The following is a 25334-nucleotide window of genomic DNA, read 5'->3' on the forward strand; positions in this document are numbered from 1 at the left end:
CTCCAGGAGATCACCATGTACAACAAGCAAGGCGTCGGCGAGTTCAAGTATTTCGTCGGCGTGAGTTCCCTCGCACAGATCGCCACCCGTGAAGACCGGGTGTGCGTGCTCAACATCCTCGGCGGCGAGTCCAGCGAGGTCACTCCGGTCGGCCATGTGTACTCGGGCGGCAACGTCGTTTTCGGCACGTCGCCCGGACGCGCGGGCCAAGTCCTCGAAACGTCGATGGGCAACGTGCCCGTCTACAACAACGTGCTCGAAGGCCTGAACGCCGGACATCGCTTCAACTGCGGCGTGATCTACCTGCCGCCCTCGGCGGCGCGCGACGGTGTGGCCGAATTGATCCGCGTGAATCCGGAACTGAAGAAGATCTTCATCGTCACCGAGAAGCTGGCTGTGAGCGACTCGCGCGAGATCCGCGCCATGGGTCAGGCCAACGGCGTCGACATCTTCGGCGGCAACAGCCTCGGCGTGGCGGACACCTGGAATCAGGTGCGCATCGGCGGCGCACTCGGCGGCGACAGCCCCGAGGAAGCGTTGCGGCGCGGCTCGATCGCGATCTACTCGAACTCCGGCAACTTCACGACGACCATCGCAACCTACCTGCGCATGGCGGGGTGGGGCACGACCACCGCCATCTCCAGCGGCAAGGACGTCTACATCCAGTTCGCGGCGCCCGAGTTCGCGTTCGCACTCGCCAACGACAGCCGCAGCAAGGCGGCCGTGCTGTATGTGGAGCCGGGCGGCTACTACGAACTCGACGCCCACTTCACCAAGCCAGTGGTGGCCTGCGTCGTGGGACGCTGGAAGTCGCAACTCACGCGCGCTGTCGGTCACGCCGGCGCCATGGCGGGCGGTGCGGACGACGCGGCATCGAAGGAGCAATGGTTCCTCGACAAGTTCGGGCTGGACCGGATCTTCACGCCCGATGATCCTGTGGTTTCGTCGAAGGGTGCGGTGGTGACGAACATCGCCCACATTCCCGCCGCGCTGACCGCCGTCATGCGCGAGAACGCGTGCCGACCCGACTTCGAACCCGAAGGCAGCCTGGCGCTCAAGAGCTGGTTCAACAGCCATCGCGGCCTGCAGGTGCCCGTCGCGCTCGATCTTCCAACCGTGGAAGCACCCGCGCCTTATGGGCTTCAGATCGCGGCGCTGAACCGGCAGATCGGCGCGGTGTTGCCGCGCCAGACCATGAAGGACGCGTCGGGCGCATCGCAGATGGACCCCAAGTCGCAGGTGACCAGCCTCCATGGCGCATCGATGCTCGATGCGGCGCAGTACCCATTCGAAGCCAATGTGAGCTTGTCGCTGCTGCACGAGGCGGGCGGCGTGAACGACCGGGCATTGATCAACGTCGCGATCGGTGCCCATCTCAATCTGCATGGCAAGCCAGCGCTCGCAGCGGCCCAGGCGGCACGCGAAGCCGGCAATGCACCCAACAGCGTGTTGGCTGCAGCGGCGAGCATCGTGGGTCCGCGTTGCCAGATCCGCGCGCGCAAGGCAGTCGCCGCATTGATCGAAGGCTTTGCCACGGCCGGCCTGACCGACGCGCTCGACGAGACTTTCGACACCGGCAAGGTCCGGATCGCCGATACCAGCCTCTTCACCGCGACCGAGCCCGATGCAGCCGCGCAGTCGATGCTGGCGGGCCTGCGCTCGCGCGGCGCCAAATCGGTTTTCGCACGCTACCTCGAAAGCTTGCCGGGCTACCCCACCGCGGATGCGATGTTGGCCGCCATCACGACGACGCTGGCCTGGGGGCCGCTGATGCGCAAGCGCGTCTCGCGCCTCACGGCAGAAAGCCTGCCCTGGTGGATGCATCTGTTCGGCACGCTGATCGGCGCGTCGGTCGCAGCCGATCAGCATGGGCCCGACAGCTTCTGCGGCATCCCTTCTGCAGACATCCTCGAGCGTCGCCCCATCAGCGAAATCGCCTTCACCGCCTTGTTCGGCCTCAAGCCGAACGCCAGCGACCTCCATGGTTTCCAGTTGCTGGTGGGCTTGCTGCTATCCAACGGGCCGGGCACGATTTCGGCGCAGGGCGCCAAAGGCGCTGTGTCGGCGGACGGCCCGGAAGACCCGGAGCGCGTTCAGTTGAACAAGGCCTTGATCGGCTTCCTGACCCACACCGGCTTTGCGCATGGCGGCAACGGTTTCGAAGGCATTGCGTTCCTGATCGAGCAGTTCAAGGACTCAGGCCTGACCGACCCGAGTGACCCCGCACACGGCATCGATCTGAAGGCACTCGCGCTGCGCTATGTCAACGCCTACGCGCAGTACAAGTCCGACAAGAAGACCAGCGGCAGCCTGGACATCCAGAAGATCCCCGGCGTGAATCATCCGGTGTTCAAGGACAAGCCAGTCAATCACGACCCGCGTGAAGTTTTCATCCGCGAGTTGCTCGCCCGCCGCGGCGAGTACAACGTCTTCCACGATTTCTACAGCACGCTGGTGCAGACGTTGTTCGAAGCCGGCGTGTCGCGCAACGTCTATTGCGTGAACATCGACGCAGTGATCGCGGCCTTGCTGCTGAAGATGCTGTGGCAGCCTTATCTCAAGGGTGAATACAGCGGCGATGCGCTGGAGACCGCGGCCTTCACCATCTTCCTGTATCCGCGCATGCTGGGCTGTGCCGCCGAGATCGACGACCACATGAACCGCGGCCGCAACATGGACACGCGCACGCCCGCGTCGCGGTGCGTCTTCGTGGCCTAGGAGGAGAACCGCGTCCGTGCCAAACTCGGCTGGAACGCACCTTTTGGAGACAACTTGAGGCGTTTGAAAGTCAAGCCTCCGCTGCTCGCACTCGGCGCAGCGCTAGCCTTCACCGTTGCCGCGGCGCTGCTTGTCAATGGCGCAGCGATGCGGTCCGGCCTGGAGCGCCTTGGCGAGGCCGCCCGGCATCGCCTCGACATGATCACAACGCAGCTCGACGGCGAGCAGGCGCGCTTCGGCTACCTGCCGTCGCTGCTTGAAATGACGCCCACCGTGTTCGAGTTGCTCAAGACACCGGACGACGCGCCGCTGCGCGATGAGGTCAATCGATACTTGCAGGGCATCAACGCAACGGCGGGTTCCGCGACGCTCTACGTTCTGGACAGCAACGGCCGAGGCGTGGCTGCATCGGACTGGAATGAAGTCAGCACGCCGATCGGCGTCGACCTGTCGTTTCGCCCCTATGTGCAGGATGCGCTCTCGCTCGGGCACGGGCGCTTCTATGGCGTTGGCGTGACGAGCAAGCGCGCGGGCTACTACCTCGCCTTTGCACTCTTGCAGGACGGCCAGCAGCGCGGCGTCGCCACGGTCAAGGTCGACCTGGAGGGTATGGAGCGTGGCTGGCGCAAATTCCCCGGCGACGTGGTGGTCGTGGACGAGCGAGGCGTGATCATTCTGTCGTCGCGCGAGGAATGGAGGTTCCGGCCGCTTCAACCCCTGGCGCCGCAAGTGCTCGCAGCGATTGCCAGCACCCGGCCCTATGGCGACGCCAAGCTGAAGCCGATGGCTTGGAAGATCAATGAGAAGCCTGCCGCGGATACATCGCTGGTCAACGTGGAGGGCCGCAGCTACCTGGTCACCGCGCGCCCCGTCAACATGAATCAGTGGCAGCTGCTGGTGCTGGACGACACCATGCCCGTCAGGACCGACGCCCGGCACTCATGGGAGGTCGCGGCCCTGGGCATGTTGCTGATCTGGATGTTCGCTGTGCTGCTGTGGCAACGGCAGCGCGCAGTACGCCAGAAGCTTGCCAGCCGGGCGGCGCTGCAGCGGGCTCACGACAGCCTGGAAACCAAGGTTGAGCTTCGCACCGCGGAGCTGCTCGGGGCCAACGCCCTCCTGGCCAACGAGGTCGAGGCCCGCAAGGCCATCGAGACCGACCTGCGCCAAACGCAGAGTGAACTGGTGCACGCGGGCAAGATGGCCGCCCTGGGCCAAATGTCGGCCGGGATGGTGCATGAACTCAATCAACCGCTCGGCGCAATGCGCACGCTCTCCGACAACGCCTGCGTGCTGCTCGACCAGCAACGCATCGACGATGCGCGCGGCAACATGCAGCGCATTGCCCACCTCGTCGACCGGCTCGGGCGCCTGACCTACCAACTCAAGGCATTCGCCCACAAGACCGAGGTGCCGCGTGTGCCTGTCGCGATCCTGACCGTCGTGAACAACGCGAAATTCCTGGTTTCTCACCGGCTGCGCGCAAACGGTGTCGAACTCGATGTGCAAATCGAGTCGCCGGCGTTGGCCGTGCTTGCCGAAGAAGCGCGACTGGAGCAGGTTCTTGCCAACCTGATGGGCAATGCGAGCGACGCCATGGCGACCTCGCCGGTAAGGCGGCTGCAAGTCAAGGCAAGTGCAGTGGGCGACCAGTGCCGCATCGCCGTCAGCGACACCGGTCCCGGAATCCGCGAGGATGTATTGCCGCGTCTGTTCGAGCCTTTCACCACCACCAAGCCTGCAGGCGAGGGACTCGGCCTGGGCCTGATGATTTCCGCCCACATCGTCCGTGAATTCGGGGGTAGCCTGAAAGCCGAAAACATGGAGACTGGTGGCGCTTGCTTCGTGATCGAAATGCCACTCGCACCTTCACCATCAACGCGAAGGGATTCAAATTGAGCAACGAGACCGACATCCGCGTGATTTTTGTGGAAGACGACGCCGACGTGCGCCTCGGAAGCAAGCAGGCGCTCGAGCTTGCGGGCTTCGAAATCGATGCCTTCGCCGCGGCCGAGGAGGCGCAGCCGCGCATCGCGGCCGGCGTGCCGGCTGTCGTGCTGTGCGACGTCAACTTGCCGGGAATCAGCGGCACCGAGTGGCTGGGCCGCATCCGGTCCATCGACGCCGACCTGCCTGTCATCCTGGTCACGGGGCATGGCGACATCGCCATGGCGGTCCGGGCCATGCGCGACGGCGCCTACGACTTCATCGAGAAGCCCTTTCCCTCGGACCACCTGGTGGCCGTCGTGCGACGCGCCATCGACAAGCGTCGCCTGACATTGCAAGTGCAATCCCTGCATGAGCAACTCGAAAACTGGCACGGCATACAGGCCGCGATGATCGGCCGCTCGGCGCAGATGGAGCGCGTACGGCGCACGGTGCTCAAACTCGCTGCGACATCGGCCGACGTCATCATCTACGGCGAAACCGGCACCGGCAAGGAACTGGTTGCACGTTGCCTGCACGATCACAGCGATCGTCGTCGCAACCACTTCGTCGCTCTGAATTGCGGCGGACTGTCGGAAGCTCTGGTCGAGAGCGAACTGTTCGGCCACGAGGTCGGCGCGTTCACCGGCGCCACCCGCATGCGCGTCGGCAAGTTCGAGTATGCGCACCATGGCACGCTGTTTCTCGACGAGATCGAGAGCATGCCGATGCCGGTTCAAATCAAGCTTCTCCGCGCACTGCAGGAACGCAGCATTGAACGCCTCGGTACCAACAAGCCGATTGCCGTCGACTGCCGGGTGGTGGCCGCAGCGAAGGAGGACCTCAAACTTCTGAGTGACAAGCAGAAGTTCCGCGCCGATCTTTACTACCGCCTCGGCGTCGCCTTCGTCGAGTTGCCGCCGCTGCGCGAGCGTCGCGAGGACATTCCGGTGCTGTTCGAACACTTCACGCTGCTGGCTGCGAGTCGCTTCGAGTGTGCCGCGCCAATTCTGACAAACAGCCAGCTTGCTGAACTCATGGCGCATGCGTGGCCCGGCAACGTGCGCGAACTGCGAAACGTCGCGGACCGCTTCGCGTTGGGTTTGATGGGTGACCGTCTCGACCTGTCGAAGAGTCCCAACGAAGACGCGGCGACCTTGCCGGAACAGGTGGAACACTTCGAGCGTGCGGTGATCGCCGACGCCTTGCGCCGGCATCGTGGCGACGTGGCCGTCACCGCAAAGGCATTGGGCCTGCCCAAGCAGACGCTCTATGACAAGTTGCGGCGCCTCAAGATCGCCACCGATGAGTTTCGTGGCGCTGAGTGAGTGAGTCAGCGCCGGGCCATTTCAATGCCGAGGGCCAACCAGGGACACGGCTCGTCCTTCGACCGCACTTCTGGCCAGTGCCTCAAGCGTGGCAGCGATGTCGATGCTGGCCGCCGCTGCGCGATCGATGGCGGCAAAGTCGTTTTCCGCGATCACTTTGGCGAACGCCTCGGCTGCAAACCGAAAGCCGCTGCCGGATTCGGCATGGACGTCTTCGAACGGCGTTGCGGTCGTTCCGCGGCGCACGCGCATCTGGCTGGGCAGGTACCCGTGGGGATGCGTTCCGGTATCAGTGCTGGTGTGATTCAAGAACTCGGTGGTGATCACGCCGTTGGTGCCGATGATGCTGGCGAACCGATGAATGCAGACGTCCATCGCGCACGAGAGTTGCGCACGCCGGCCGTCGGCGTAGTAGAGCGTGGCCGTTGCGCTCATGTCGACGCCGGATGCCGCCCAGTTGGCATCGGCGAGAACCCGCTCCGGCGCACAGCCCATCACCAGGCGGATCAGGCTCAGTGGATAACTGCCGGCATCCAGCAGCGCGCCGCCGCCCAACTCCGGTTTCATTCGGATGTTTGTCTGAGGGCTGGGCAGCGTGAACCCGAAGCTCGCCTGGATCGATCGCACGGAACCGATGGCCCCGTCGCGCAGCAGATCGACCAGGTGGCCGGTCTGTGGCTGGAAATACCAGGGATAGGCTTCGAGAAGCATCACGCCGTTCGCCTTGGCCGCATCGAACATGGACCGGGCTTCGGCATGATTGAGCGCGAGCGGCTTTTCACTGAGCACGTGCTTTCCGGCCGCCGCTGCCTTGATGGCCCATTCGGCGTGCATGCTGTTGGGCAGCGGCAGATAAATGGCGTCTACACCAGGATCCGTCAGCAAGGCCTCATAGGTGCCGTGCGAACGGGCAATGCCTTGTGCCGATGCGAAGGCCACGGCTGTCTCGGCATTGCGGCTGGCGACGGCCACGATGTCGACCGTGGGACTCGGCGCGACGTCTCGCGCGAACTGTTTGGCAATGTTGGCACAGCCGAGGATGCCGACGCGAAGAGGCGGAGTGTTCATGAGATCAATGGAAGGCAGGGGGCAAGAAATTCCTCGTGGCCCGCATGAAGGTCAAGCACAGGGCGGAGAAGCGCCCAGTCTAGTTGCGGAACATGTCAAGGATTCGGCTGCGTTCGTCCGAAACTGACTCCTCCTTCACAGGCGCGGAAGCCTCGGCTGGTGTGGGTGTGAACATCCCCCCTGGATTCGCAAGCTCATGGCCCGGCGCGTTGTCGTCGTAGTACCACTCGCCGCCGACATGGACCACCCCGTCGGGCGGCAGAAGCTCAGTCACGGGCACGCCCTTGATCGCGGTCTCCATGTAGCTTATCCAGATCGGTAGGCTCAGGCTGCTGCCCGTCTCTTTGTCTCCCAGGCTGCGAGGCGTGTCGTATCCCATCCATGCGATCGCGGTCATCGTCGGTTGGAAGCCTGCGAACCAGGTGTCGATCGAGTCGTTGGTGGTTCCCGTCTTGCCATAGATGTCGTCGCGCTTGAACGCTTGATACGCCTTCGCGCCGGTACCGCCCTTGACGACGCTTTGCAGCAGCGTGTCCATGATGAAAGCATTGCGCTCCGGAATGGCGCGCGTCGTTTCGTTGAGCAGTGTGGGCCGCGGCTCGACCAACACTTTGTCCTTGCGGTCCGTGATGCGCGTGATCAGGTAGGGATTGAGGCGATAGCCGCCATTGGCAAACACCGAGTAGGCCGTTGCCATCTGCATGGGCGTGACCGCACCGGCGCCTATCGCCATGGGCAGATAGGCGGGGTGCTTCTCGCGGTCGAAGCCGAAATTCGTGATCCAGTCCTGCGCGTAACGGATACCGATCGATTGCGCGACGCGAAGCGTGACCATGTTGATGGACTTCATGAGCGCCGTGCGAAGGGGTACCGGTCCGGAGAAGGTGCCTCCATAGTTCTTCGGCGCCCATGGTTGCCCGCCTGTCGTGGCCGCATCGAAGAAGAGCGGGGCATCATTGACCACGGTGGCTGGCGTGAATCCTTTTTCCAGAGCTGCCGAATAGATGAACGGCTTGAAACTCGAACCTGGCTGACGCCACGCCTGCGTGACATGATTGAACTTGTTCTTGCCGAAATCGAAGCCGCCCACCATCGCCTTGATGGCGCCGTCGCGCGGATCCATGGCGACGAATGCGCCTTCGACCTCGGGTAGCTGGGTGATCTCCCACAAGTCTTTCGGCGTCTTCGCAAGGCGGATGACCGCCCCGCGACGGATCATGATGTTGCGCGGAGCCTTGTCCGACAGGCCCGATTGCACAGGCCGCAGTCCGTCTCCGATGATGTGCAAGGTCTCGCCGTTCGCACGGACGGCCGTGACCTCTTTGGCACTGGCCTTGAGCACCACGGCAGCAATCAGGTCGCCGTTGTCGGGGTGCTCTGCAAGCACGTTGTCGATCGCGTCGTCGCGTTCTTTCGGATCGCCGGGCAGTTCGATGAATTTTTCGGGTCCACGGTAGACCTGGGTTCGCTCGTAACCCATGATTCCGTCGCGCAGGGCCTTGTAGGCGGCCGTTTGATCGACCGCCGAGATCGAGGTGTAGACCCTGAGGCCCCGGGTATAGGTGGCTTCGCCATACTGCGCGTAGATCAGTTGTCGCGCAGTTTCGGCGACATATTCGGCGTGCAGGCTGACGGGGTCCGGGGCGTCGCGCAAGCGAAGCTTCTCTTCCCTGGCTTGCGCTGCCTGCTCAGGCGTGATGAAACCGTTCTCCTGCATCCGGTCGATCACATAGAGTTCGCGTTCTCGCGCCCGCGCAGGATTGTTGGCCGGGTTGTTGGCGCCGGGCGCTTTGGGCAGGCCCGCCAGCATCGCGGCTTGCGCGATGGAGATGTCCTTGAGCGGCTTGCCGAAATAGGCCTCCGAGGCCGCGGCGAAGCCGTACGCCCGCTTGCCCAGGTAGATCTGATTGAGGTAGATCTCGAAGATCTGATCCTTGGAAAGGAGTTGCTCCAACTTGAACGTGAGCAGGACCTCGTAGACCTTGCGGGTCACCGTTTTCTCCGAACTCAGGTATGCGTTGCGCGCCACCTGCATGGTGATGGTCGAGGCACCCTGGCTCCTCACTTTGTTCAAGTTTGCGACCCCGGCACGCACAAGGCCTTTGAAGTCGACCCCGTTGTGGTCATAAAAGCGCGCGTCCTCGGCCGCCAGCACGGCGTCCTTCATCAGCTTGGGAATTGCCGAGATCGGCGTGAATTCGCGGCGCTCTTCACCAAATTCGCCAATCAGAATGCCTTCTGACGAGAACACACGCAGCGGCAGCTTCGGTCGGTAGTCCTGAAGCTCGGAAATTTCCGGCAGGTTCGGATAGGCGGCCACCAGTGCAGTCAATATGACGAACGACAAGGCCAGCGCCCCCGCCAAGACCAGCCCGGTGAGCCAAAACACCACGCGCAGGAGCCAGGATCGCCAGGATCTTGAAACCGGCTTGTCGGCGTGTTCCGAAAAATGCGGTCGATCGGCCATGACAGCAAGCAAATAGCTCAGTTGCGCAGTGTCGCCGAAAATGCCGCTGTCGCGCGTATCCGCGCCTGGACGTCCACAAAGTCGGCCACGAGGATTACCATTTGCAGCCCGGCCGAGGCCTCTCGGCCGTGCGGGAGACAGGAGATGCGAAATGGCAAGCTCGTTCCTTGGCGATCCGCTGCAGATGTGGCGGGACGCCGTGACCAGACTCGAGAAGGACGTCAACTCGCTCGCGACCGGTGGCCTCGGCAACCAGGAGGTCGCTCGCTCGCTGCACCAGTTCTCGACGGTCTCGATGGGCATGCAGCAGATGCTCGAGAAGTTGATCGAGAAGTATCTGGAGAAGGCCAACCTGCCCAGCCGCAAGGAGGTTGGCGAGCTCGCGGCTTCGCTGCGCCGCATCGAAGAAAAGCTCGATCGGTTGTTGCCGCCGGAACCAGTTGCATCGAGRCCCGCGCGTACACGCAGACCGCCTGGCGAAGCACCGACACCGGCGGTGAAGGCTGCGCCGGCCGTCCGAGCGGCAGCGAGCCCCGCGCGTCGTAGCTCCCGAAAGAGCAAGGCCTGAACGATGGCCACACAGACCACCGCTTCACCCGCCGTCAGGACGCCCGATCCGGCGTTGACCGAACGCTTGCGTCTGGAGGTCGAGCGCGCCGTCCAGCGTGGCTTCAAGAGCATCGAACTGCTGGGGGCGCCCCCGCCCGCGGTCGGCGGCACACCCAAGCGTGTGCTGCACAGCCGCGGCACGCTCGAACTGGTGCACTACCGTGCCGTGGCCGATGAGGTGTATCGCGTGCCGTTGCTGTTCGTGATGGCGCCGACCAACAAGGCCTACATCCTCGATCTGGCGCCGGGGCAGAGCTTGATCGAATACCTGCTTTCGCGCGGCTACGACATCTACCTGATCGACTGGAACGCGCCGGACGACAGTGAACGCGACTTGAAGATCGAGAACTATGTGCTCGATTTCATTCCGGACTGCATCCGCCGCGTTCAGGAGGATTCGGGCGAGCAGGACGTGACCCTGGTCGGCTATTGCGCGGGCGGCATGCTGTCGGCCATCCATCAGGCCCTGCATCCCGATGGGCCCGTGAAGAACCTGGTCTGCTTCACCACGCCGATCGATTTCACGAAAATGGAGCTGTTCCGATCGCTGTCGGACCCGCGCCATTTCGACGTGGACCGGTTCGTCGACCGCGTGGGCGTCGTGCCCTCGGACATCGTCGTCGCCGGCTTCGACGCGCTGCGTCCCGCCAGTCGCATCGCCGGGCAGGTCAGGCTCTGGGACAACCTGTGGAACGACCAGTTCGTCAAGGGCTTCCGGATGATGGAGCGCTGGGGCAACGATACCTTGCCGCTACCGGGCGGCTACTTCCGCCAGACGACGCACGAGTTGCTGCGGAAGAACGCCCTGTACGAGGGGACCTTGCACATTGGCGGGCGACGGGTCGATCTCGGAAAGATCACGGTGCCTCTGCTGCATGTGGTGGCGCAGTTCGACCACATCGTGCCGCCGGACTGTGCGCGCCCGCTGGTCGAGCGTGTCGGTTCCGACGACAAGGAGCAACTCGTGCTGCCGGGCGGTCACATCAGCATTGCCGCCGGGCCCAACGCGGTCAAGCGGATGTGGCCGGCACTCGATTCATGGCTGCAAGGACGTTCGACATGACAGAAGTAGAAGCATTGCGCAACTACCCGCGCCGCATCGAATGCGGCGATTCACCCGTCGACATCGCGCGCATGCGCAGCGGCGATCGCGACGCGCTGGTTGCGTTCGTTGCGACACTGCCGGCGCACGACCTGCTGTTCCTGCAACGCGACATCAGCCACCCGAAGGTCGTCGATGCCTGGATGCGATCGATCGACGCGGGAGAACTGACGAGTCTCGTCGCGCGCGACGGCGACGTGATGGTCGGGTGCACCGCGATCTTTACCGACGCGCTGAGCTGGTCGCGCCACGTGGGCGAGCTGCGCGTGCTGGTGTCGCCCGCGTGGCGCGGCAAGGGGCTCGGCCGGGTGCTGATCCAGGAGTGCTTTGCGCAGGCTCTCGAACTCGGGCTCACGAAGCTCGTGGCGCAGATGACCACCGACCAGCGCGCCGCGATCGCCGTCTTCGAGGAACTGGGATTCCGGGCCGAAGCGCTGCTCGGCAATCACGTGGCCGACCGAGAGGGCAGACGGCACGATCTGGTGCTGCTGAGCCACGACGTGGGCGCAGTGGTGGTCCGCAATGTGTTGTATGGCCTGAGTGAAGCGCTCGGCGGATGACTCGCGCGGTCCTACTCGTCGATGCACGGAGAGGACACGTTGAACTTCGTGCCCGCGGACGATGCTATTCGACCGCCGTCGCTTCGATATGCCGCTCGAACCTTTCCAGCAGCAGATGCATTGCCTGTCGAGCCACGGCAAATTCATCGCACGCCGCGCGGGCGGCCATGTCCGCCTCATAGGCTGAGGGCGTCTCGAACACGCATTCCCACCGAACGTCGGGACCAGGGCCTTCAAGCTTCGTGAAGATCCGACCTGCCGGCAATCCCAGGCGTGTCCTGATTGCGCTGGCATGCCGGCGTTGCGCCAGCACGGCATCCGCCCTTCCGGGCAAGGCGTAGTAGTTGGTGATCTCAACAATCATGGTTTTGCACTCGTGCTGCGTTATCGCCTCCCTCAAGGGATTCGCGTATTGACAAGAATTCTACTTGATCACAAACTGTGATCACAGTATTCTTCGCACGTCGGCAGATGGTCTGTTCGACACGCGCGAGCTGATACGCGAGGAGCCGAAACATGCCAACGATTCAAACCATAGAGACAGTTCTCGTCCAGCTTCCGACGCGGCGCGAGCACAAGTGGACGGGCCTGACGGAGTCCATCGGCCGTTACTTGCTCATCAGGATGACGGACAGCGACGGCCGCGTCGGGTGGGGAGAGGCGCCAGCCCTGAAAGACTGGGGCGGGGAGTTCGGCCGCTACTTCGGCGAATCCACGGCGATCGCCAAGCTGGTGATCGAGAAGTACCTCGCGCCGTCGTTACTCGGCGTCGAGCTCGGAAACTTCGCCGAAATGCACGCCCGCATGGACGCCGTGGTCCGCGGATATCCCTACGCCAAGGCCGCGGTCGACTTCGCCGCCTACGACGTCACAGGGCGCTGGCTGGAATTGCCGGTGCACATGTTGCTGGGGGGCAGGGTGCGGTCCCGTATCCCGGTCACGCATTCCATCGGCCTGATCTCGATCGCGGAGGCGGAGAAGGAAGTGGCGCAGGTCGCCGCCGAGGGCATCAAGACGATCAAGATCAAGATCGGCGTTGATGCGAAGCGCGACATCGACATGGTGCGCACCGTCCGTGGCGCGGTGGGCGAAGACGTCGAGCTCTGCGTCGATGCCAACGAAGGCTATCGCACCCCTGGCGAGGCCATCTCCACGGTGCGCGCGATGGAGAAGTATCGGCTCAAGTATGTCGAGCAACCCGTCATGGGCATCGAGCGCATTGCCGAAGTGGCGCGCGCCATCGACCCGCCGGTCATGGCGGACGAGTCGGCCTGGAACGCCCACGATGTCATCCAGATCAGCGAGCACCGTGCCGCGCAGATCGTGTCGATCTACACCACCAAGCCCGGCGGTCTCTACAAGGCCATGGAGGTGGCCGCTGTCTGCAGGGCTGCCGGGATCATCTGCAACGTCAACGGATCCGTCGAGACAGGCGTCGGCAATCTCGCAAACATCCATCTGGCCGCCGCGGCGCCAGCTGCCACGCTGTCGTGCGTCGTTCCCGTGTCAACGCCGGCCGAATGGCAGAAGGGCCAGGTCGGCGGCATCTATTACCGCGACGACCTGATCGTCGCCCCCATGAAGCTCGTGGATGGTGCCATCGAGGTCCCGACCGCTCCGGGCATGGGCATCGATGTCGATCTCGGAAAGGTCGACAAGTACCAGGTGCGCGACTGATCACCGCCGTCCCACTCTCATCACCAGGAAAACTCAAGATGCGCAAAGCAATCATCGAACGGCAGGTCAAGGCCATGGCCGAGAACGGACTCGACGCCATGGTGTCGTGCTCGCCCGAAAACTACGCCTATGCAACGGGCTTTGTCGTGCCGTCGCAACCGCTGATCCGGCACCGCCACGCGATGGCTATCGTCCGCGTCGATGGCAAGACCGAATTGTTCTCGGTCGACATGGAAGCCAGCACGGTCAAGCGGCGAGCGCCGGACGTGCCCACGCGCATCTGGGCTGAGTTCACCGACGACGCGATGCTGGTCCTGGCGGACCAGTTGAAGAAGCTCGGACTCGGCGAGGCGCGCATCGGCATCGAGATGGACTACCTTCCCGCCGGCGATCTTGCGCGCCTGCAGAAGGCATTGCCGGAGGCCCGCTTCGAACGCTGCGAACACATCCTCGCGCGGCTGCGCCAGATCAAGACACCAGAAGAGATCGCCTTGCTGCGCCGTCTGTCACGCATCGCCGACCAGGCCATCACCGATGCGCTGGCATCCGTCAAGGCCGGCGATTCGGAGATGGACATCGCGGGGCACCTGACCCGCAACGTCTATGCGCTGGGCGCGGAGCATTTCAAGCTCATGATCATCGCGACGGGCGAACGCAGTGTGCTGCCGAACGTGGGCCCGAGCGAACGCAGGCTCAAGCCGCGTGACGTCTGCCGCATCGAGATCTTCTCGGTGATCGACGGTTACCAGGCGGGGGTGTGCCGCACCGCCGTCGTACAGGAGGCGCCTCCGCATGCGGAGCGGATCTGGCAGCACCTCGTCGACTGCAAGTACCGGATCATGGAGCTGGTAAAGCCCGGCGCAAGCTGCCGCGCCATCTACGATGCATTCATCGCGAAACTCGCCGAAGTGGACCTGCCGCCGATTTCTTTCGTCGGGCACGGCATCGGCCTGCACCTGCATGAAGATCCCTACCTCGGAAAGACGCCTATCCTCGGCCGGCCTGGCAGCGACGCCGTGATCGAGGAAGGCATGGTCCTGGGCTTCGAGCCGCTGTGCTACGAAACCGGCTTCGGGTTCGGCATGCAGAACAAGGACATGCTGCTCGTCACCGCCAACGGCTGCGAACTGTTGTCCGACTACGCCGACACCGACAAGCTGCTGGTTGTCAAAGGCTGAACATCAACACTGGAAAGATCATCCATGCGTACGCTGATCGAGCACCTTGAATTCGCGTTCCTTGTCGACGCCAGGGACACCGTCCTTCGCGACGCCAGCATCATCATCGAGAACGACCGCATCCTCGACATCGGCCCCGCCGAGCAGGTTACCGCAAGACACAAAGGCGGCAAGTTCGACCGCGTGATGGATGGTCGAATGCTCGGCATCTGCCCGGGCTTCGTGGACAGCCACGTCCACCTGTCCGAAACGCTGTCGCGTGCCGTGTTTCCCGACAACCTCAATACGCGGGCGTGGGTCTTCCACTGGGCCAAGCCCTTCTATGCTCACATCACGGAAGAAGACGAGTACTGGGGTGCGTTGCTCGGCATCACCGAGATGCTTCGCAACGGGACGACGTGCTTCATCGACATGGGCTCGCAGTACGACCCGGGCATCACCGTCCGCGCGATGGAAAAGACCGGCATCCGCGGCGTGACAGGACGACATGCGGCAGACAATCCGCCGGCCGAACTGCCGCGCGGCTGGACGGAGGAGATGGCGCGGCACCACTTCTTTCCGAGCGCCGAGGCTGCTCTCGCCGAGCTCGAGGCCTGCGTCCGCAAATACGACGGCGCCCTCGGCGGCCGCGTGCGCTGCTGGGTCAACATCGAGGGCAAGGAGCCCTGCACGCTGGAACTGCACGTCGGGGCCCAGAAGCTCGCGGAGCGCCTCGGCGTCGGCACCACCTATCACCTCGCCACATCGATCGAAGAGGCGAAGGTCTGCGAGGGCAAATACGGCATGTGGCCAATCACGCGCATCGACCGCGCAGGTGGCATCGGCTCCAATCTGGTGATTGCGCACGGCGCTGCCGTCAGCGACGAAGAGGTGTCCCTGCTCGCTCGCCGCGGCGCCAAGGTGGCCTTCTGCCCTTGCTCATCGTTCAAGCTCGGCAAGGGTGCGACCGCGATCGGAAAGTACCCGGAGATGGTCGCCGCGGGCGTCACGGTCGGTCTGGGCACCGATGGCGTGTCCGCGGCCGGGAACATGAACCTGATGCGGCAGATGCTGCTCGTTGCGGGCATGTTCAAGGATGCGCGCATGAAGCCGGACATCTTCACCGCACGACAGGCGCTGCGGGCTGCCACGATCGACGGCGCCAAGGCCGCCATGTGGGACCACGACATCGGGTCGCTCGAAGTGGGCAAGAAGGCGGACTTCATCCTCTTCGACCTCGACCACATCGAATGGACGCCGTTTCACGATCCGCTGCAGGCGCTGGTGTTCTCGGCATCCACCGCTTCCATCTCGCAGACCTGGGTCGATGGGCAAACGCTCTACAGCGACGGCAAGGTGCACGGCGTCGATGAGGCCCAATTGCGCCGCAAGGCCAGGGAACTCGCCGCCGCGGCTGTGAAGCGGGCGGGCCTGCACGAAGAGGGCGTCGAGACGACGACGACCCTCTATGACAGCGGCAACTGATGGCAAGCCGAGGCCAGGTCGTGGTCACGGATGCGATGTCGCAGTATTCAGGCGGGGGTGAGGTCGTAGACGGAGCGCAGTGAGTTCTCGATCGCCCTGGCGGTCAGGTCGCGTGCGATGAAGACGATCCATCCGGGCGAGGCTGTCCCATCGGGCCAAGTTGGCAGCCGGTCCAATGGGTAGAGGACATGTTGCACGCCCTGGACAACCACGGGCCGTTCGTCGTCCGCCACGCCCAACAGGCCTTTCACGCGCAAGATCGAGTCGCCCCTGTTCGCGAGCAGCAACTCCAGCCAGTCGACAAAGACGCTCCACTCGACCGGGCGCTCCAACTGGACGGTGAACGTCCGGATCGCCTCGTCATGACTGCCCATCAGCGGACCCAGTGGTGCGTTGCCGGCCTGCCGATCCTCGGCCGCCATCGGCAGGATCGGTCCGGATCGCCGCCATTGGGCTTCGGATTCCTCGAAGACCGCACGAGCCGCCAATCGGCCTTTGCTGGCAGTGGCGAAGATCGCACCTGGGTTTGTCGCCCGCAGCTTTTCGAGCAACACCGCGCAGTCCGACTCGTCGACCAGATCCGACTTGGTCAGGATCACCCGGTCGGCGGTGGCCAACTGCTGTCGGGCTTCTCGATGGCGGACCAGCGTCTGGTCGCCATTCACGGCATCGACGGTGGTGATGACCTGCCCAAGTCGGAACCACGGCGTCAGGATTTGCTCGCTGAGAATGGCTTGCATGATCGGCGCAGGGTCGGCCATGCCCGTGGTCTCGACGACAACGCGCGCAAACGCGGGGATGTCGCCGGTGCGCATCAGCGCATTCAGCTCTGCCAGCGTCGACACCAGGTCGTCCCGCACCGAGCAGCAAAGGCAGCCCGAACTGAGCAGCACCACGTCTTCGGCGACTTCCCGCACCAGAAGATGGTCAAGACCCGCTTCGCCGAATTCGTTGATGACGACCGCGGTATCCGACAAATCCGGATCGGCCAGCACGTGACGCAGGAGCGTCGTCTTGCCGCTGCCGAGAAAGCCGGTCAGCACATGGATCGGCACTCGGCTGTCGAGTCCGGCGCTGCTCATGCTCAGGCAATCTCGAAAATGGCGTCCACTTCCACCGCCACGTTGCGCGGCAGCGAATTGCAGCCGACCGCCGCGCGCGCGTGCCGGCCCGCGTCGCCGAACACCTCGACCATCAGGTCGGAAGCGCCGTTGATGACCTTGGGGTGCTCGCCGAACTCCGGCGTTGCATTGACGAAGCCGCCCAGGCGCACGCAGCCCACGACGCGGTCGAGGCTCCCGCCGAGCGCGGTGCGCAGCTGCGCGAGGATGTTGATCGCGCACAGCCGCGCTGCCTTCTGTGCGTCTTCGATCGACACGTCCCCTCCGACCTTGCCGACGTACTGGTCCTTGCCGCCCGCACTCGGCACCTGGCCTGCGATGTACATCATGGAGCCGCTCTTGCGCGCCGGGATGTAGTTGGCCGCGGGGGCGACCGGGTTGGGCAACTCAATGCCGAGTTGCTTGAGACGGGCGTCGTGTCCTTGCTGAGTCATGTTCTTCAGGTCCTCGATGGGTGGGTTCAGTTGCCGAAATAGAGGTCGTCGAGCGGGGCAGTCAGCAGGCTTGCCGTCTCCGGCTCGACGAGGGCGGGCGCAAGTGACTGCGCGGTGTTCCGAATGTCGCGAAGGATGCCGCGCTTGGCGACAGCGGGCTTCTTCGCCTCCAGTCCTTCGAGGATCTCGACGTGCGCCGATGCATCCCATGGCATGTCGGGCGAGAGCAGCGACAGGTACATCGTCGGCCCGAACTGCAGCCAAAGGGACTCCACGAGTGGCATGACGACTTCGGTTCCGGCCGCCTCATACAGCGTGAAGTGAAAGCGCTGGTTCGAAGAAAGGCAACCGATCAGATTGCGCTTGGCGATGGCATCGAGAAGCTCGCTGTTGATGGTCGTGAGCGACTTGAGCAGGGCAGGGGTGCAATTGCGGCACGCCATCTCCGTGGCCAGTCCCTCGATCAGTTCCCTGACGGCGAAAAGCTCGTTGAGCTTCTTGGGCGTGAGACGGGGAACGCGAACCGATCCTGTCGAGGTGTCCTCCAGCGCATTGATCACGACGAGTCGCGTCAGCGCCTCGCGAATCGGCATCGGACTGGTGCCGAAACTGGCGGCGAGCTTGCGCAGGCTCATCACCTGGCCCGGTACGAAAGCGCCCACCATCAATCCTCGTCGCAACCTCTGGAAGACCTCTTCCGGGACGCTGCCGCGTGCCCGTCTGCTCGGCTCTTCCGCGTTATGTGCTTGACGGCGGCTGGCGATCTTTTCCATGGCGCTCTCTTTTGGAATGTGTGCTTCGTGTGGAGTGCGGGTTAACCCGGTTGTTGGCGATTATATGTGTGATCACACTTCGTGATCAAGATATGCAGAAGAGCAGAACACAGATGCGAGATCGCCAACCCTAGGCCCGGCCAGCCGCTCACGCAAGTTTCGGCCCCGGTTCACCCACTCAACCATATGGCAGGTATTTCATGCGGTTCCATTATTCGGCTATTTCATTGAATTCCAGCATTCGAGCGGCGGCCGTTGCGGCGGCGCTCACGCTGACCTCGGCAGCCTGGGCCGCGGACGATGTCAACGTCCGCTTCAGCTGGAAACTCAAGGGCGAATACGCCCACATGTACCTGGCGCAAGAGCAGGGGATGTATGCGGCCAACAACCTCGATGTCCGGATGGGTGAGGGCGCGGGAGCACCCGCTGCACTGGGAGCGCTGCTGCAGGGCCAGGAAGACGTCGTGATCATGCCCGCCATCTTTGCGGTGTCGGCCATCCAGAAGGGCATGCCCGTCAAGATCATTGCCCTCTATCAACCGAAGACACCCGTGGTGCTGATCTCGCAGCCAGACAAGCCGGTGCTCAAGCCGAAGGATCTCGAAGGCAAGACGGTCGCGCACTCCGTCGGTGAAACGGGGACCTCCTACCTGGCGGTCTTCTGTGCCGTCAATCACATCGACTGCACCAAGGTGAAGAAGGTCCAGATGGACGCGCAGTCGCGCGTTCCGCAGTTCCTGCAGAAGCAGGTTGACGTGGTCAGCGTCTACAAGAACAACGACCTCCCGATCATCGAGGCGCGTATCGGCACGAAATTCCCGTCGCTCGACCTGGCGCAGAACGGCCTGGCGATCCCCGGACTGGCCGCGGTCTCGAGCAACGCCACGATTGCGAAAAAGCCGGACGTGCTCAAACGCTACCTGGCGGCGGTGAACCAGGGCATCGATGCGACCCGAAAGGACCCCAAGGCCGCGACCGCCGCGATAGCGAAAGCCTGGAAGGGCGGCCCCGCGCCCGAAGTGATCGAAGCGCAGGTGCGCGCGACGATGGAAGCCATCGAAGTGCAGCCCGGCAAGCCGCTCGGGTGGACGGACGCCCAGACGATCGCGCAGGCGCTCGAGCTCCTGAAGACCGACGAAGCCATCGGCACGCCGAAGCCGGCCGACGCCTTCTTCACCAACGACCTGCTGACCCAGCCGTAGCCAAGGTGATCCATGACTGAACTGAAACTCCCCGGAATGGTCGCGATGCCCGTCTCTAGAAGCACGAAAAAGAAACCGCCACGAGTCAGATTCTTCGAGCGCTATGCCTCCGTGCTTCTTGCGATCGGCGTCCTCGTCGTATGGCAGTTCGCGGTGCCGCTGTCCGGCCTCTCGGAATTCGTGCTGCCGACGCCGCTCGCCATCGCGAAGCGAATGGTGACCGACTTCAACCTGCTCGCGACGCATTCGTACATCACTCTGCTCGAAGTGCTGGGCGGCTTCCTCTCGGGCGTGGTGGTCGGCATTCCACTCGCGCTGGCGATCTTCTATTCGAAGGTCTTCGAGCGTGCGGTCTATCCGCTTCTCGTGGCGCTGCAGACGGTCCCGAAGATCGCACTCGCACCGTTGCTGGTGCTCTACCTGGGCTACGGCTGGGCGCCGAAGATCAGCCTGGCCTTCCTGATCTCGTTCTTCCCGATCGTGATTTCCACCGTGGTGGGCCTGCAGTCGCTCGACAAGGGCCTGGTCAACATGGTCCGCTCGATGGGCGCGAGCGAGGCGCAGACTTTCTTCAAGGTTCGCTTGCCGGCGGCGTTGCCGAGCATCTTCGGTGGCCTCAAGGTCGCGATCTCGCTGGCAGTCATTGGCGCCATCATCGGCGAGTACATCGCTGCCGAACGCGGTCTCGGCTACCTGCAGCTCCAGGCGAACTCGCAGTTCGACACCACGCTGAATTTCGCAACCGTCGTCACGATCTCGCTGATCGGTGTGCTGCTCTATTTCGTCCTTTCTCTTGTCGAGAGCAAGGTTTCGTTTCACCGCGAAAGCGCCAAGTGATGGGAATCCGCCATGAACGTGAAGAGTTTGAAGGAATGCGTCTTGCAATCCGGCGCGGGGAGTCGACGCGATGAGTAGTGCAGCCGCCGTCACCATCGAAGGTGTCTCGAAGTCCTACGAGGTGCGCACGGGCGATGACGTGCTCGCGCTCGACCGTGTCGACCTCAACATCAAGCCCGGCAGCTTCGTCGCGATCGTCGGCCCCAGCGGGTGCGGCAAGAGTACGCTGTTGTCGCTGCTGGCAGGCCTGACGCCGGTGAGCTCCGGTCGATTGGGCATCGATGGCGACATCGTCGTCCGTCCGCATCCCAAGGCCGGTGTCGTGTTCCAGTCCGACCTGCTGCTCTACTGGCGCAGCATCCTCGACAACATCCTGCTGCCCATCGAAATCAAGGGGCTGGACCGAAAGGCCTACGCCGATCGCGCGCGCGAACTGCTGGCGCAGGTCGGGCTCAAGGGCTTCGCAGACAAGTTCCCCTCGGAACTCTCGGGTGGCATGCGTCAACGTGTGGCGATCTGCCGTGCCTTGATCCAGGAGCCCGGGCTGTTGTTGATGGACGAGCCCTTCGGCGCGCTCGATGCACTGACGCGCGAGCAGATGATCATGGACCTGCAGACCATGTGGATGCGACTGCGCAACACGGTGCTGTTCATCACGCACGGCATCGACGAAGCGGTGTTCCTCGCCGATCGCGTCATCGTCATGTCGCCGCGGCCCGGCCGCGTGGATCTCGATCTCGCCATCGACATTCCAAGGCCGCGCCGCTGGAGTGGTATCCACGAAAACCCTGCCTTCCAGCACTACGTGCGGCAGGTGCGCGAGATGTTCGAAGCCAAGGGCGTGCTCGTCGCGCACTGACCAGAGAGGCAGGAATGAAAGTATCCATACTGGGCGCCGGCGCCGGTGGGGCCGCGGCCGTTGCCGAACTCACGCGGGCCGGGCATGAAGTTGTTCTCTGGAACCGCTCTCCCGAAACGCTCGTGCCCTTCCAGGCACTGGGCGGCGTGCGCTACGAAGGCGTGCTGGGCGAAGGCACCGCACGGCCGGCACTGATCACGGCGGATCTCGCTGAGGCCATCAAGGGCGCCGATGCAGCGGTGGTAACGCTGCCGACCTTTTCTCACGCGCCGGTTGCTCGCGCACTCGCCGCCGCGCGCTGGCCGGCGAACCGGCCGGTGGTGCTGAATCCCGGGCACACCGGCGGCGCATTGGACTTCGCGCACGCCTATCGAAGCGTGCGCGCCGATCTGCCGCCGATCGCCGAGTTCTCGACCCTGACCTATGTCGCCCGCAAGTACCAGCCCGACAGCGTGACCGTGACCGGCCGAGCGCGCCAGGTGCGTGCGGCGGCGCTGCCCGGTGGTGACTCGGCGCTGGCCGTCGCTTGCGAACTGTTCCCCGGGGCTGCGCCGGTCGGCGACGTGCTCGCCTCTGCGCTTGCCAATGCCAACCTGGTGCTGCATCCGCCGGGTGCGGTTCTCGCAGCGGCCTGGGTCGAAGCGACGCACGGCGACTTCACCTTCTATGTCCAGGCGATGACGCCCGGGGTTGCGCGCACCATGCGTGCGCTCGACGATGAGCGACTGGCCGTGGCCGCGGCCTTCGGCCATCGTCTGCCGAACCTTGTCGAAGAAATGAAACTGATCGGCACCGTCGAATCGACAGTCACCGACACGCAGGACTTCGTGGCCGCGATCGCGGGCGGCGAGGCCAACAAGCGAATCAAGGGCCCCGACTCCCTGCAGCACCGGTACTACCGGGAGGACTTCGGCCACGGCCTTCTTCCCTTCCTCGAAATCGCCGCGATCGCCGCTGTGGCCACGCCGGTCGCCCGCGCGCTGTACACGCTCGCGCAGGCGCTGGTCGGCATCGACTACAGCAAGGGCGGACGCACCGCCGAAGCGATGGGCATTGCGGGCCTGTCGAGATCCGAACTTCTTCAACGTGTGAGGCAGCCATGAATTGGGACAAAGTCGTCATTGCGATCGTCGGCGGCGATCGTCGCGAACAGGAAATTGCCCGCTGTGCGGTTGCGGCCGGAGCCCAGGTACGCGCCTACGGCTTCCCGTGGCCTGAGCAGGGCATCGCCGGCGTCAACCACGTGTCGAACGCGCGCGAGGCGCTGGAAGGGGCCGACATCGCGCTCTTTCCCATCCCCGGCATCGCCCCGGACGGCGCGCTCTTTGCGCCGCAATGTGCCGAACGCGTCATCCCGGACCGCGAGATGCTCGCCGGCATGCGGCGCCCGGGACACATCATCCTGGGATGGGCCGACCCCAGGCTCAAGGCCCATTGCGAGGCGCTCGGCATCAGCCTGCACGAGTACGAGTGGGACGAGGACCTGATGCTCCTGCGCGGACCCGCGATCGTCGAAGGCATGCTCAAGGTGCTGATCGAGAACACCGATATCACGATCCACAAGGCCAAGATTTGCTTGGTCGGGCAGGGAACGATCGGTTCGTTGGTCACCCATACGCTGCTGGGACTGGGCGCACATGTCCACGTCGCCGCGCGCAATGCAGTGCAGCGCGCCGCGGCCTACGCCGCGGGCGCCGAATCACATGAACTGTCCGATGTGGCCCTGGTGCTTCCGGACACGGACATCGTCATCGCGAGCGTGCCTGCGCGTGTTCTCGGGCGCGAGTTGCTCGAGACATTGCCCAGGCATGCCCTGCTCGTCGACCTCGCAGCGCCGCCCGGCGGCATCGATCGTGACGCCGCACAAGAGCTTGGGCTCAAGTTCGTCTGGGCCCGCGGACTCGGGGCACGCGCGCCCATCACTGTCGGCCGCAGCCAATGGAGCGGCGTGCGTCGCCGCATCGACAACATCTTGAAGGAAAAACAATGAGCGCCGATCTGGTGATTCGCAACGCACGGGTGGTTCGCCACGACGGAGAGTTTCACGGCGGTGTCGCCGTGAAAGACGGCAAGATCATCCTGACCGGCGCCGACAGCGCCTTGCCGAAAGGCCATCGCGAGATCGACGCCGGCGGCCGCGTGCTGATGCCCGGCGTGATCGATCCGCATTGCCACCTGGGCGTCAAGTACCCGTATGCAGAAGACATGCGCACCGAGACGGCGGCGGCGGCTTCCGGGGGCGTGACCACGGCGCTGCTCTACATCCGAAATCTCAAGCCCTCCTACTTGCCGTTCTACGAAGAACGCAAGGCACTCGGCGAGGAGAACGCGATCATCGACTTCGGTTTTCACTTCGGCATTCAGCGCGAAGAGCACATCGCCGAGATTCCCGAGATCGTCGCGAAGACCGGGGTGCGTTCGTTCAAGTGCTACTTCGGCTATGAGCCCGACAACCCGATCGGCATCGTCCCGGCGACCGATGGTTGGGTGTATGCCGCGATGCGCATCCTGGCGAAGATCCCCGGCGCGCTCATCAACGTCCATTGCGAGAACACGCAAATCGCCGCCTGGATGAAGAACGAGATCAAGGCGACAGGTCGACAGGATCTCGGCGCCTATACCGAATCCCGCCCGGCCTTCTGCGAGGTGGAGACCATCCGCCGAATGATCTTCCTTGCGGAGCGAACGGGCTGCTCGCTGCACCTGGTCCACACCTCCGTCGGCATGGGCCCGGTGCTGGCTGCCGAGGCGCAGGCGCGCGGCGTGCACGTCACCGTCGAGACCTGCCAGCACTACCTCACCCGCACGGCCTACGACAGCGACCTGGACATGCGCGCCAAGATCTCGCCACCGCTGCGCGACAAGGAAGAGCAGGAGGGCTTGTGGCGCGGCGTGCTGAACGGCTCGGTCTATAGCCTGGGCACCGATCACGTTCCGTTCCTGCCCAAGAAGCTCGAAGACCTTTGGTCCGAATTGCCGGGCGTGGTGTCCTTTCCGTGGGAGCTTTCGCTGATGCTGCACTTCGGAGTGCATCAGCGCGGCTTGCCGCTGTCGCGCCTGGTCCAGCTCAACTCGGCCAATCCTGCACGCCGCTTCGGCCTGTGGCCACGCAAGGGCAACATCGAAGTTGGTTTCGACGCCGATCTCGTGCTGGTCGACCTCGACGAAGAGCGCACGGTCCACCATACCGGCAAGGGCACCTGCATCTACGAAGGCTGGAAGCTCAAGGGATGGCCCGTGCTTACGGTGGCCCGGGGCGCCATCGTCTACGAGAACGGCAAGGTCGACGAAAGTCTCTTCGGCCGTGGGCGCTGCCTTTCCAATCCCTCGTGACCATGGAAACCGGGATTTGCGCAGGCGTGACGCGTGGTGTAGCGCCACGCACCCGGAGCGTCAGCGAGCGCATCGGAGACCTGCACGAGGCGGCGCGGGAACTCGCCGCGCTCCGGCCGCGCCCACGACTGGAGCGGCTGTCGGGCCTCCACAACCCCTGGGGCCATGCGGCTGGGCTTACCGATGCCTGGCGCTTCCTGGACTTGTGCGAGGACCCGGCCATCGTGGATCGCGTCGAAGCGGCGATCGGGCCCGACATCGTTCTGTGGGATTCCGAGCTGCACCTCGAAGCGGCCTCATACCAACGCTTCGTTCGCGAAGGGCGGGAAGGGCGCTACTGGCCTGTCATGCCACCGGCAGGTGCCGTCGTGCTCGTGGCGCCGAGGCATGCGCAGCCAGTGACGTGCCTGGAACTGAGCTGCGTCGCAACCGGCTTGCCGTTGCTGGATCCGGACGAGCCTGTGTACGTGATCCGCTACATGCCGGCGACCAGCAGCTTCCTTCGCGACGGGCGCGCGCTCGCCAACTGGATCGCCATGGAAGAACAGCCACTGATCAATCATGCCGCGCGGCCACTCTGGCTCGTGCGCGGCGAAGACCGTGCGGGCAACGATTTCGTCACGGGCTTCTCACCCCCGGTCCCGCGTTGGGCAGGAATTCAACCTAAGGAGCACTGAC

General features: G+C 64.0%; 22 protein-coding genes. 16 read left to right on the plus strand and 6 right to left on the minus strand.

Annotation, left to right across the window (positions count from 1 at the left end; all coding sequences use genetic code 11):
* Positions 1 to 15 precede the first annotated feature (15 nt).
* From AC1DN9_RS11375 to AC1DN9_RS11385, 3 genes are read left to right on the plus strand one after another with little or no spacing between them, the layout of a single operon-like run.
* On the plus strand, positions 16 to 2718 hold the full coding sequence (locus AC1DN9_RS11375) for a CoA-binding protein (protein WP_478100130.1): 2703 nt from the start codon (positions 16 to 18) through the stop codon (positions 2716 to 2718).
* A 54-nt stretch (positions 2719 to 2772) separates the two neighbouring features.
* Positions 2773 to 4617 (plus strand): sensor histidine kinase, encoded by a 1845-nt coding sequence (locus AC1DN9_RS11380; RefSeq protein WP_478100132.1) that lies wholly within the window; start codon positions 2773 to 2775, stop codon positions 4615 to 4617.
* Complete coding sequence (locus AC1DN9_RS11385; protein ID WP_478100134.1) at positions 4614 to 5972, plus strand: sigma-54-dependent transcriptional regulator; 1359 nt, start codon at positions 4614 to 4616, stop codon at positions 5970 to 5972. Before AC1DN9_RS11380 ends, AC1DN9_RS11385 begins: the two co-directional genes overlap by 4 nt.
* A gap of 21 nt (positions 5973 to 5993) precedes the next feature.
* Here the strand turns inward: AC1DN9_RS11385 and AC1DN9_RS11390 are convergent, their stop codons facing one another.
* Together AC1DN9_RS11390 and AC1DN9_RS11395 are read right to left on the minus strand one after the other, a co-directional pair.
* A complete protein-coding gene (locus AC1DN9_RS11390; RefSeq protein WP_478100136.1) occupies positions 5994 to 7040 on the minus strand; it encodes a Gfo/Idh/MocA family protein in 1047 nt (348 codons plus the stop codon).
* Between the two features lie 79 nt (positions 7041 to 7119).
* On the minus strand, positions 7120 to 9507 hold the full coding sequence (locus tag AC1DN9_RS11395; RefSeq protein WP_478100138.1) for a penicillin-binding protein 1A: 2388 nt from the start codon (positions 9505 to 9507) through the stop codon (positions 7120 to 7122).
* Positions 9508 to 9658: 151 nt separating this feature from the next.
* On the opposite strand from AC1DN9_RS11395, the gene AC1DN9_RS11400 reads away from it, so the two are divergent.
* The 3 genes from AC1DN9_RS11400 to AC1DN9_RS11410 are packed head-to-tail and all read left to right on the plus strand — an operon-like array spanning position 9659 to position 11778.
* Positions 9659 to 10075 (plus strand): hypothetical protein, encoded by a 417-nt coding sequence (locus tag AC1DN9_RS11400; RefSeq protein ID WP_478100139.1) that lies wholly within the window; start codon positions 9659 to 9661, stop codon positions 10073 to 10075.
* A 3-nt stretch (positions 10076 to 10078) separates the two neighbouring features.
* Entirely contained in the window at positions 10079 to 11179 is a 1101-nt protein-coding gene (locus tag AC1DN9_RS11405; protein WP_478100141.1) for a PHA/PHB synthase family protein, read from the plus strand.
* Positions 11176 to 11778: an N-acetyltransferase family protein gene (locus AC1DN9_RS11410; RefSeq protein ID WP_478100143.1), complete on the plus strand. Its 603-nt coding sequence runs from the start codon at positions 11176 to 11178 to the stop codon at positions 11776 to 11778. The genes AC1DN9_RS11405 and AC1DN9_RS11410 overlap by 4 nt, the downstream gene beginning before the upstream one ends.
* Positions 11779 to 11842: 64 nt before the next feature.
* Here AC1DN9_RS11410 and AC1DN9_RS11415 read toward each other — a convergent pair whose 3' ends face one another.
* The gene (locus tag AC1DN9_RS11415) at positions 11843 to 12142 is read right to left on the minus strand and encodes a hypothetical protein (protein ID WP_478100144.1); all 300 of its coding nucleotides are present in this window, start codon (positions 12140 to 12142) and stop codon (positions 11843 to 11845) included.
* A 152-nt stretch (positions 12143 to 12294) separates the two neighbouring features.
* Between AC1DN9_RS11415 and AC1DN9_RS11420 the strand changes: the two genes are divergently transcribed.
* From AC1DN9_RS11420 to AC1DN9_RS11430, 3 genes are read left to right on the plus strand one after another with little or no spacing between them, the layout of a single operon-like run.
* Entirely contained in the window at positions 12295 to 13455 is a 1161-nt protein-coding gene (locus AC1DN9_RS11420; protein ID WP_478100145.1) for a mandelate racemase/muconate lactonizing enzyme family protein, read from the plus strand.
* Positions 13456 to 13493: 38 nt separating this feature from the next.
* Positions 13494 to 14633, plus strand: a complete 1140-nt coding sequence (locus tag AC1DN9_RS11425) for a M24 family metallopeptidase (protein ID WP_478100146.1) — start codon at positions 13494 to 13496, stop codon at positions 14631 to 14633.
* A gap of 24 nt (positions 14634 to 14657) precedes the next feature.
* On the plus strand, positions 14658 to 16097 hold the full coding sequence (locus tag AC1DN9_RS11430; protein ID WP_478100148.1) for an amidohydrolase family protein: 1440 nt from the start codon (positions 14658 to 14660) through the stop codon (positions 16095 to 16097).
* A 47-nt stretch (positions 16098 to 16144) separates the two neighbouring features.
* Here AC1DN9_RS11430 and AC1DN9_RS11435 read toward each other — a convergent pair whose 3' ends face one another.
* The 3 genes from AC1DN9_RS11435 to AC1DN9_RS11445 are packed head-to-tail and all read right to left on the minus strand — an operon-like array spanning position 16145 to position 18425.
* Positions 16145 to 17179 carry a CobW family GTP-binding protein gene (locus AC1DN9_RS11435; protein WP_478100150.1) on the minus strand — a complete coding sequence of 345 codons (1035 nt, stop codon included), beginning with the start codon at positions 17177 to 17179 and terminating at the stop codon, positions 16145 to 16147.
* A gap of 2 nt (positions 17180 to 17181) precedes the next feature.
* Entirely contained in the window at positions 17182 to 17652 is a 471-nt protein-coding gene (locus tag AC1DN9_RS11440; protein ID WP_478100152.1) for a RidA family protein, read from the minus strand.
* Positions 17653 to 17678: 26 nt separating this feature from the next.
* Positions 17679 to 18425, minus strand: coding sequence for a GntR family transcriptional regulator (locus AC1DN9_RS11445; protein ID WP_478100154.1), 747 nt, complete (start codon positions 18423 to 18425; stop codon positions 17679 to 17681).
* A gap of 227 nt (positions 18426 to 18652) precedes the next feature.
* On the opposite strand from AC1DN9_RS11445, the gene AC1DN9_RS11450 reads away from it, so the two are divergent.
* The 7 genes from AC1DN9_RS11450 (at position 18653) to AC1DN9_RS11480 (ending at position 25333) form a co-directional block, all read left to right on the plus strand.
* Entirely contained in the window at positions 18653 to 19627 is a 975-nt protein-coding gene (locus AC1DN9_RS11450) for an ABC transporter substrate-binding protein (protein ID WP_478100156.1), read from the plus strand.
* Between the two features lie 12 nt (positions 19628 to 19639).
* Positions 19640 to 20464, plus strand: coding sequence for an ABC transporter permease (locus AC1DN9_RS11455; protein ID WP_478100158.1), 825 nt, complete (start codon positions 19640 to 19642; stop codon positions 20462 to 20464).
* Between the two features lie 70 nt (positions 20465 to 20534).
* Positions 20535 to 21323 (plus strand): ABC transporter ATP-binding protein, encoded by a 789-nt coding sequence (locus AC1DN9_RS11460; protein ID WP_478100160.1) that lies wholly within the window; start codon positions 20535 to 20537, stop codon positions 21321 to 21323.
* 14 nt (positions 21324 to 21337) lie between these two features.
* Positions 21338 to 22426: an NAD/NADP octopine/nopaline dehydrogenase family protein gene (locus AC1DN9_RS11465; protein ID WP_478100162.1), complete on the plus strand. Its 1089-nt coding sequence runs from the start codon at positions 21338 to 21340 to the stop codon at positions 22424 to 22426.
* Positions 22423 to 23313 (plus strand): dipicolinate synthase subunit DpsA, encoded by an 891-nt coding sequence (locus AC1DN9_RS11470; RefSeq protein ID WP_478100164.1) that lies wholly within the window; start codon positions 22423 to 22425, stop codon positions 23311 to 23313. The genes AC1DN9_RS11465 and AC1DN9_RS11470 overlap by 4 nt, the downstream gene beginning before the upstream one ends.
* Entirely contained in the window at positions 23310 to 24656 is a 1347-nt protein-coding gene (locus tag AC1DN9_RS11475; protein ID WP_478100166.1) for a dihydroorotase, read from the plus strand. Before AC1DN9_RS11470 ends, AC1DN9_RS11475 begins: the two co-directional genes overlap by 4 nt.
* A 2-nt stretch (positions 24657 to 24658) precedes the next feature.
* The gene (locus AC1DN9_RS11480) at positions 24659 to 25333 is read left to right on the plus strand and encodes a hypothetical protein (RefSeq protein WP_478100168.1); all 675 of its coding nucleotides are present in this window, start codon (positions 24659 to 24661) and stop codon (positions 25331 to 25333) included.
* Position 25334 lies beyond the last annotated feature (1 nt).

Source organism: Variovorax sp. 05L425 (assembly GCF_056397705.1).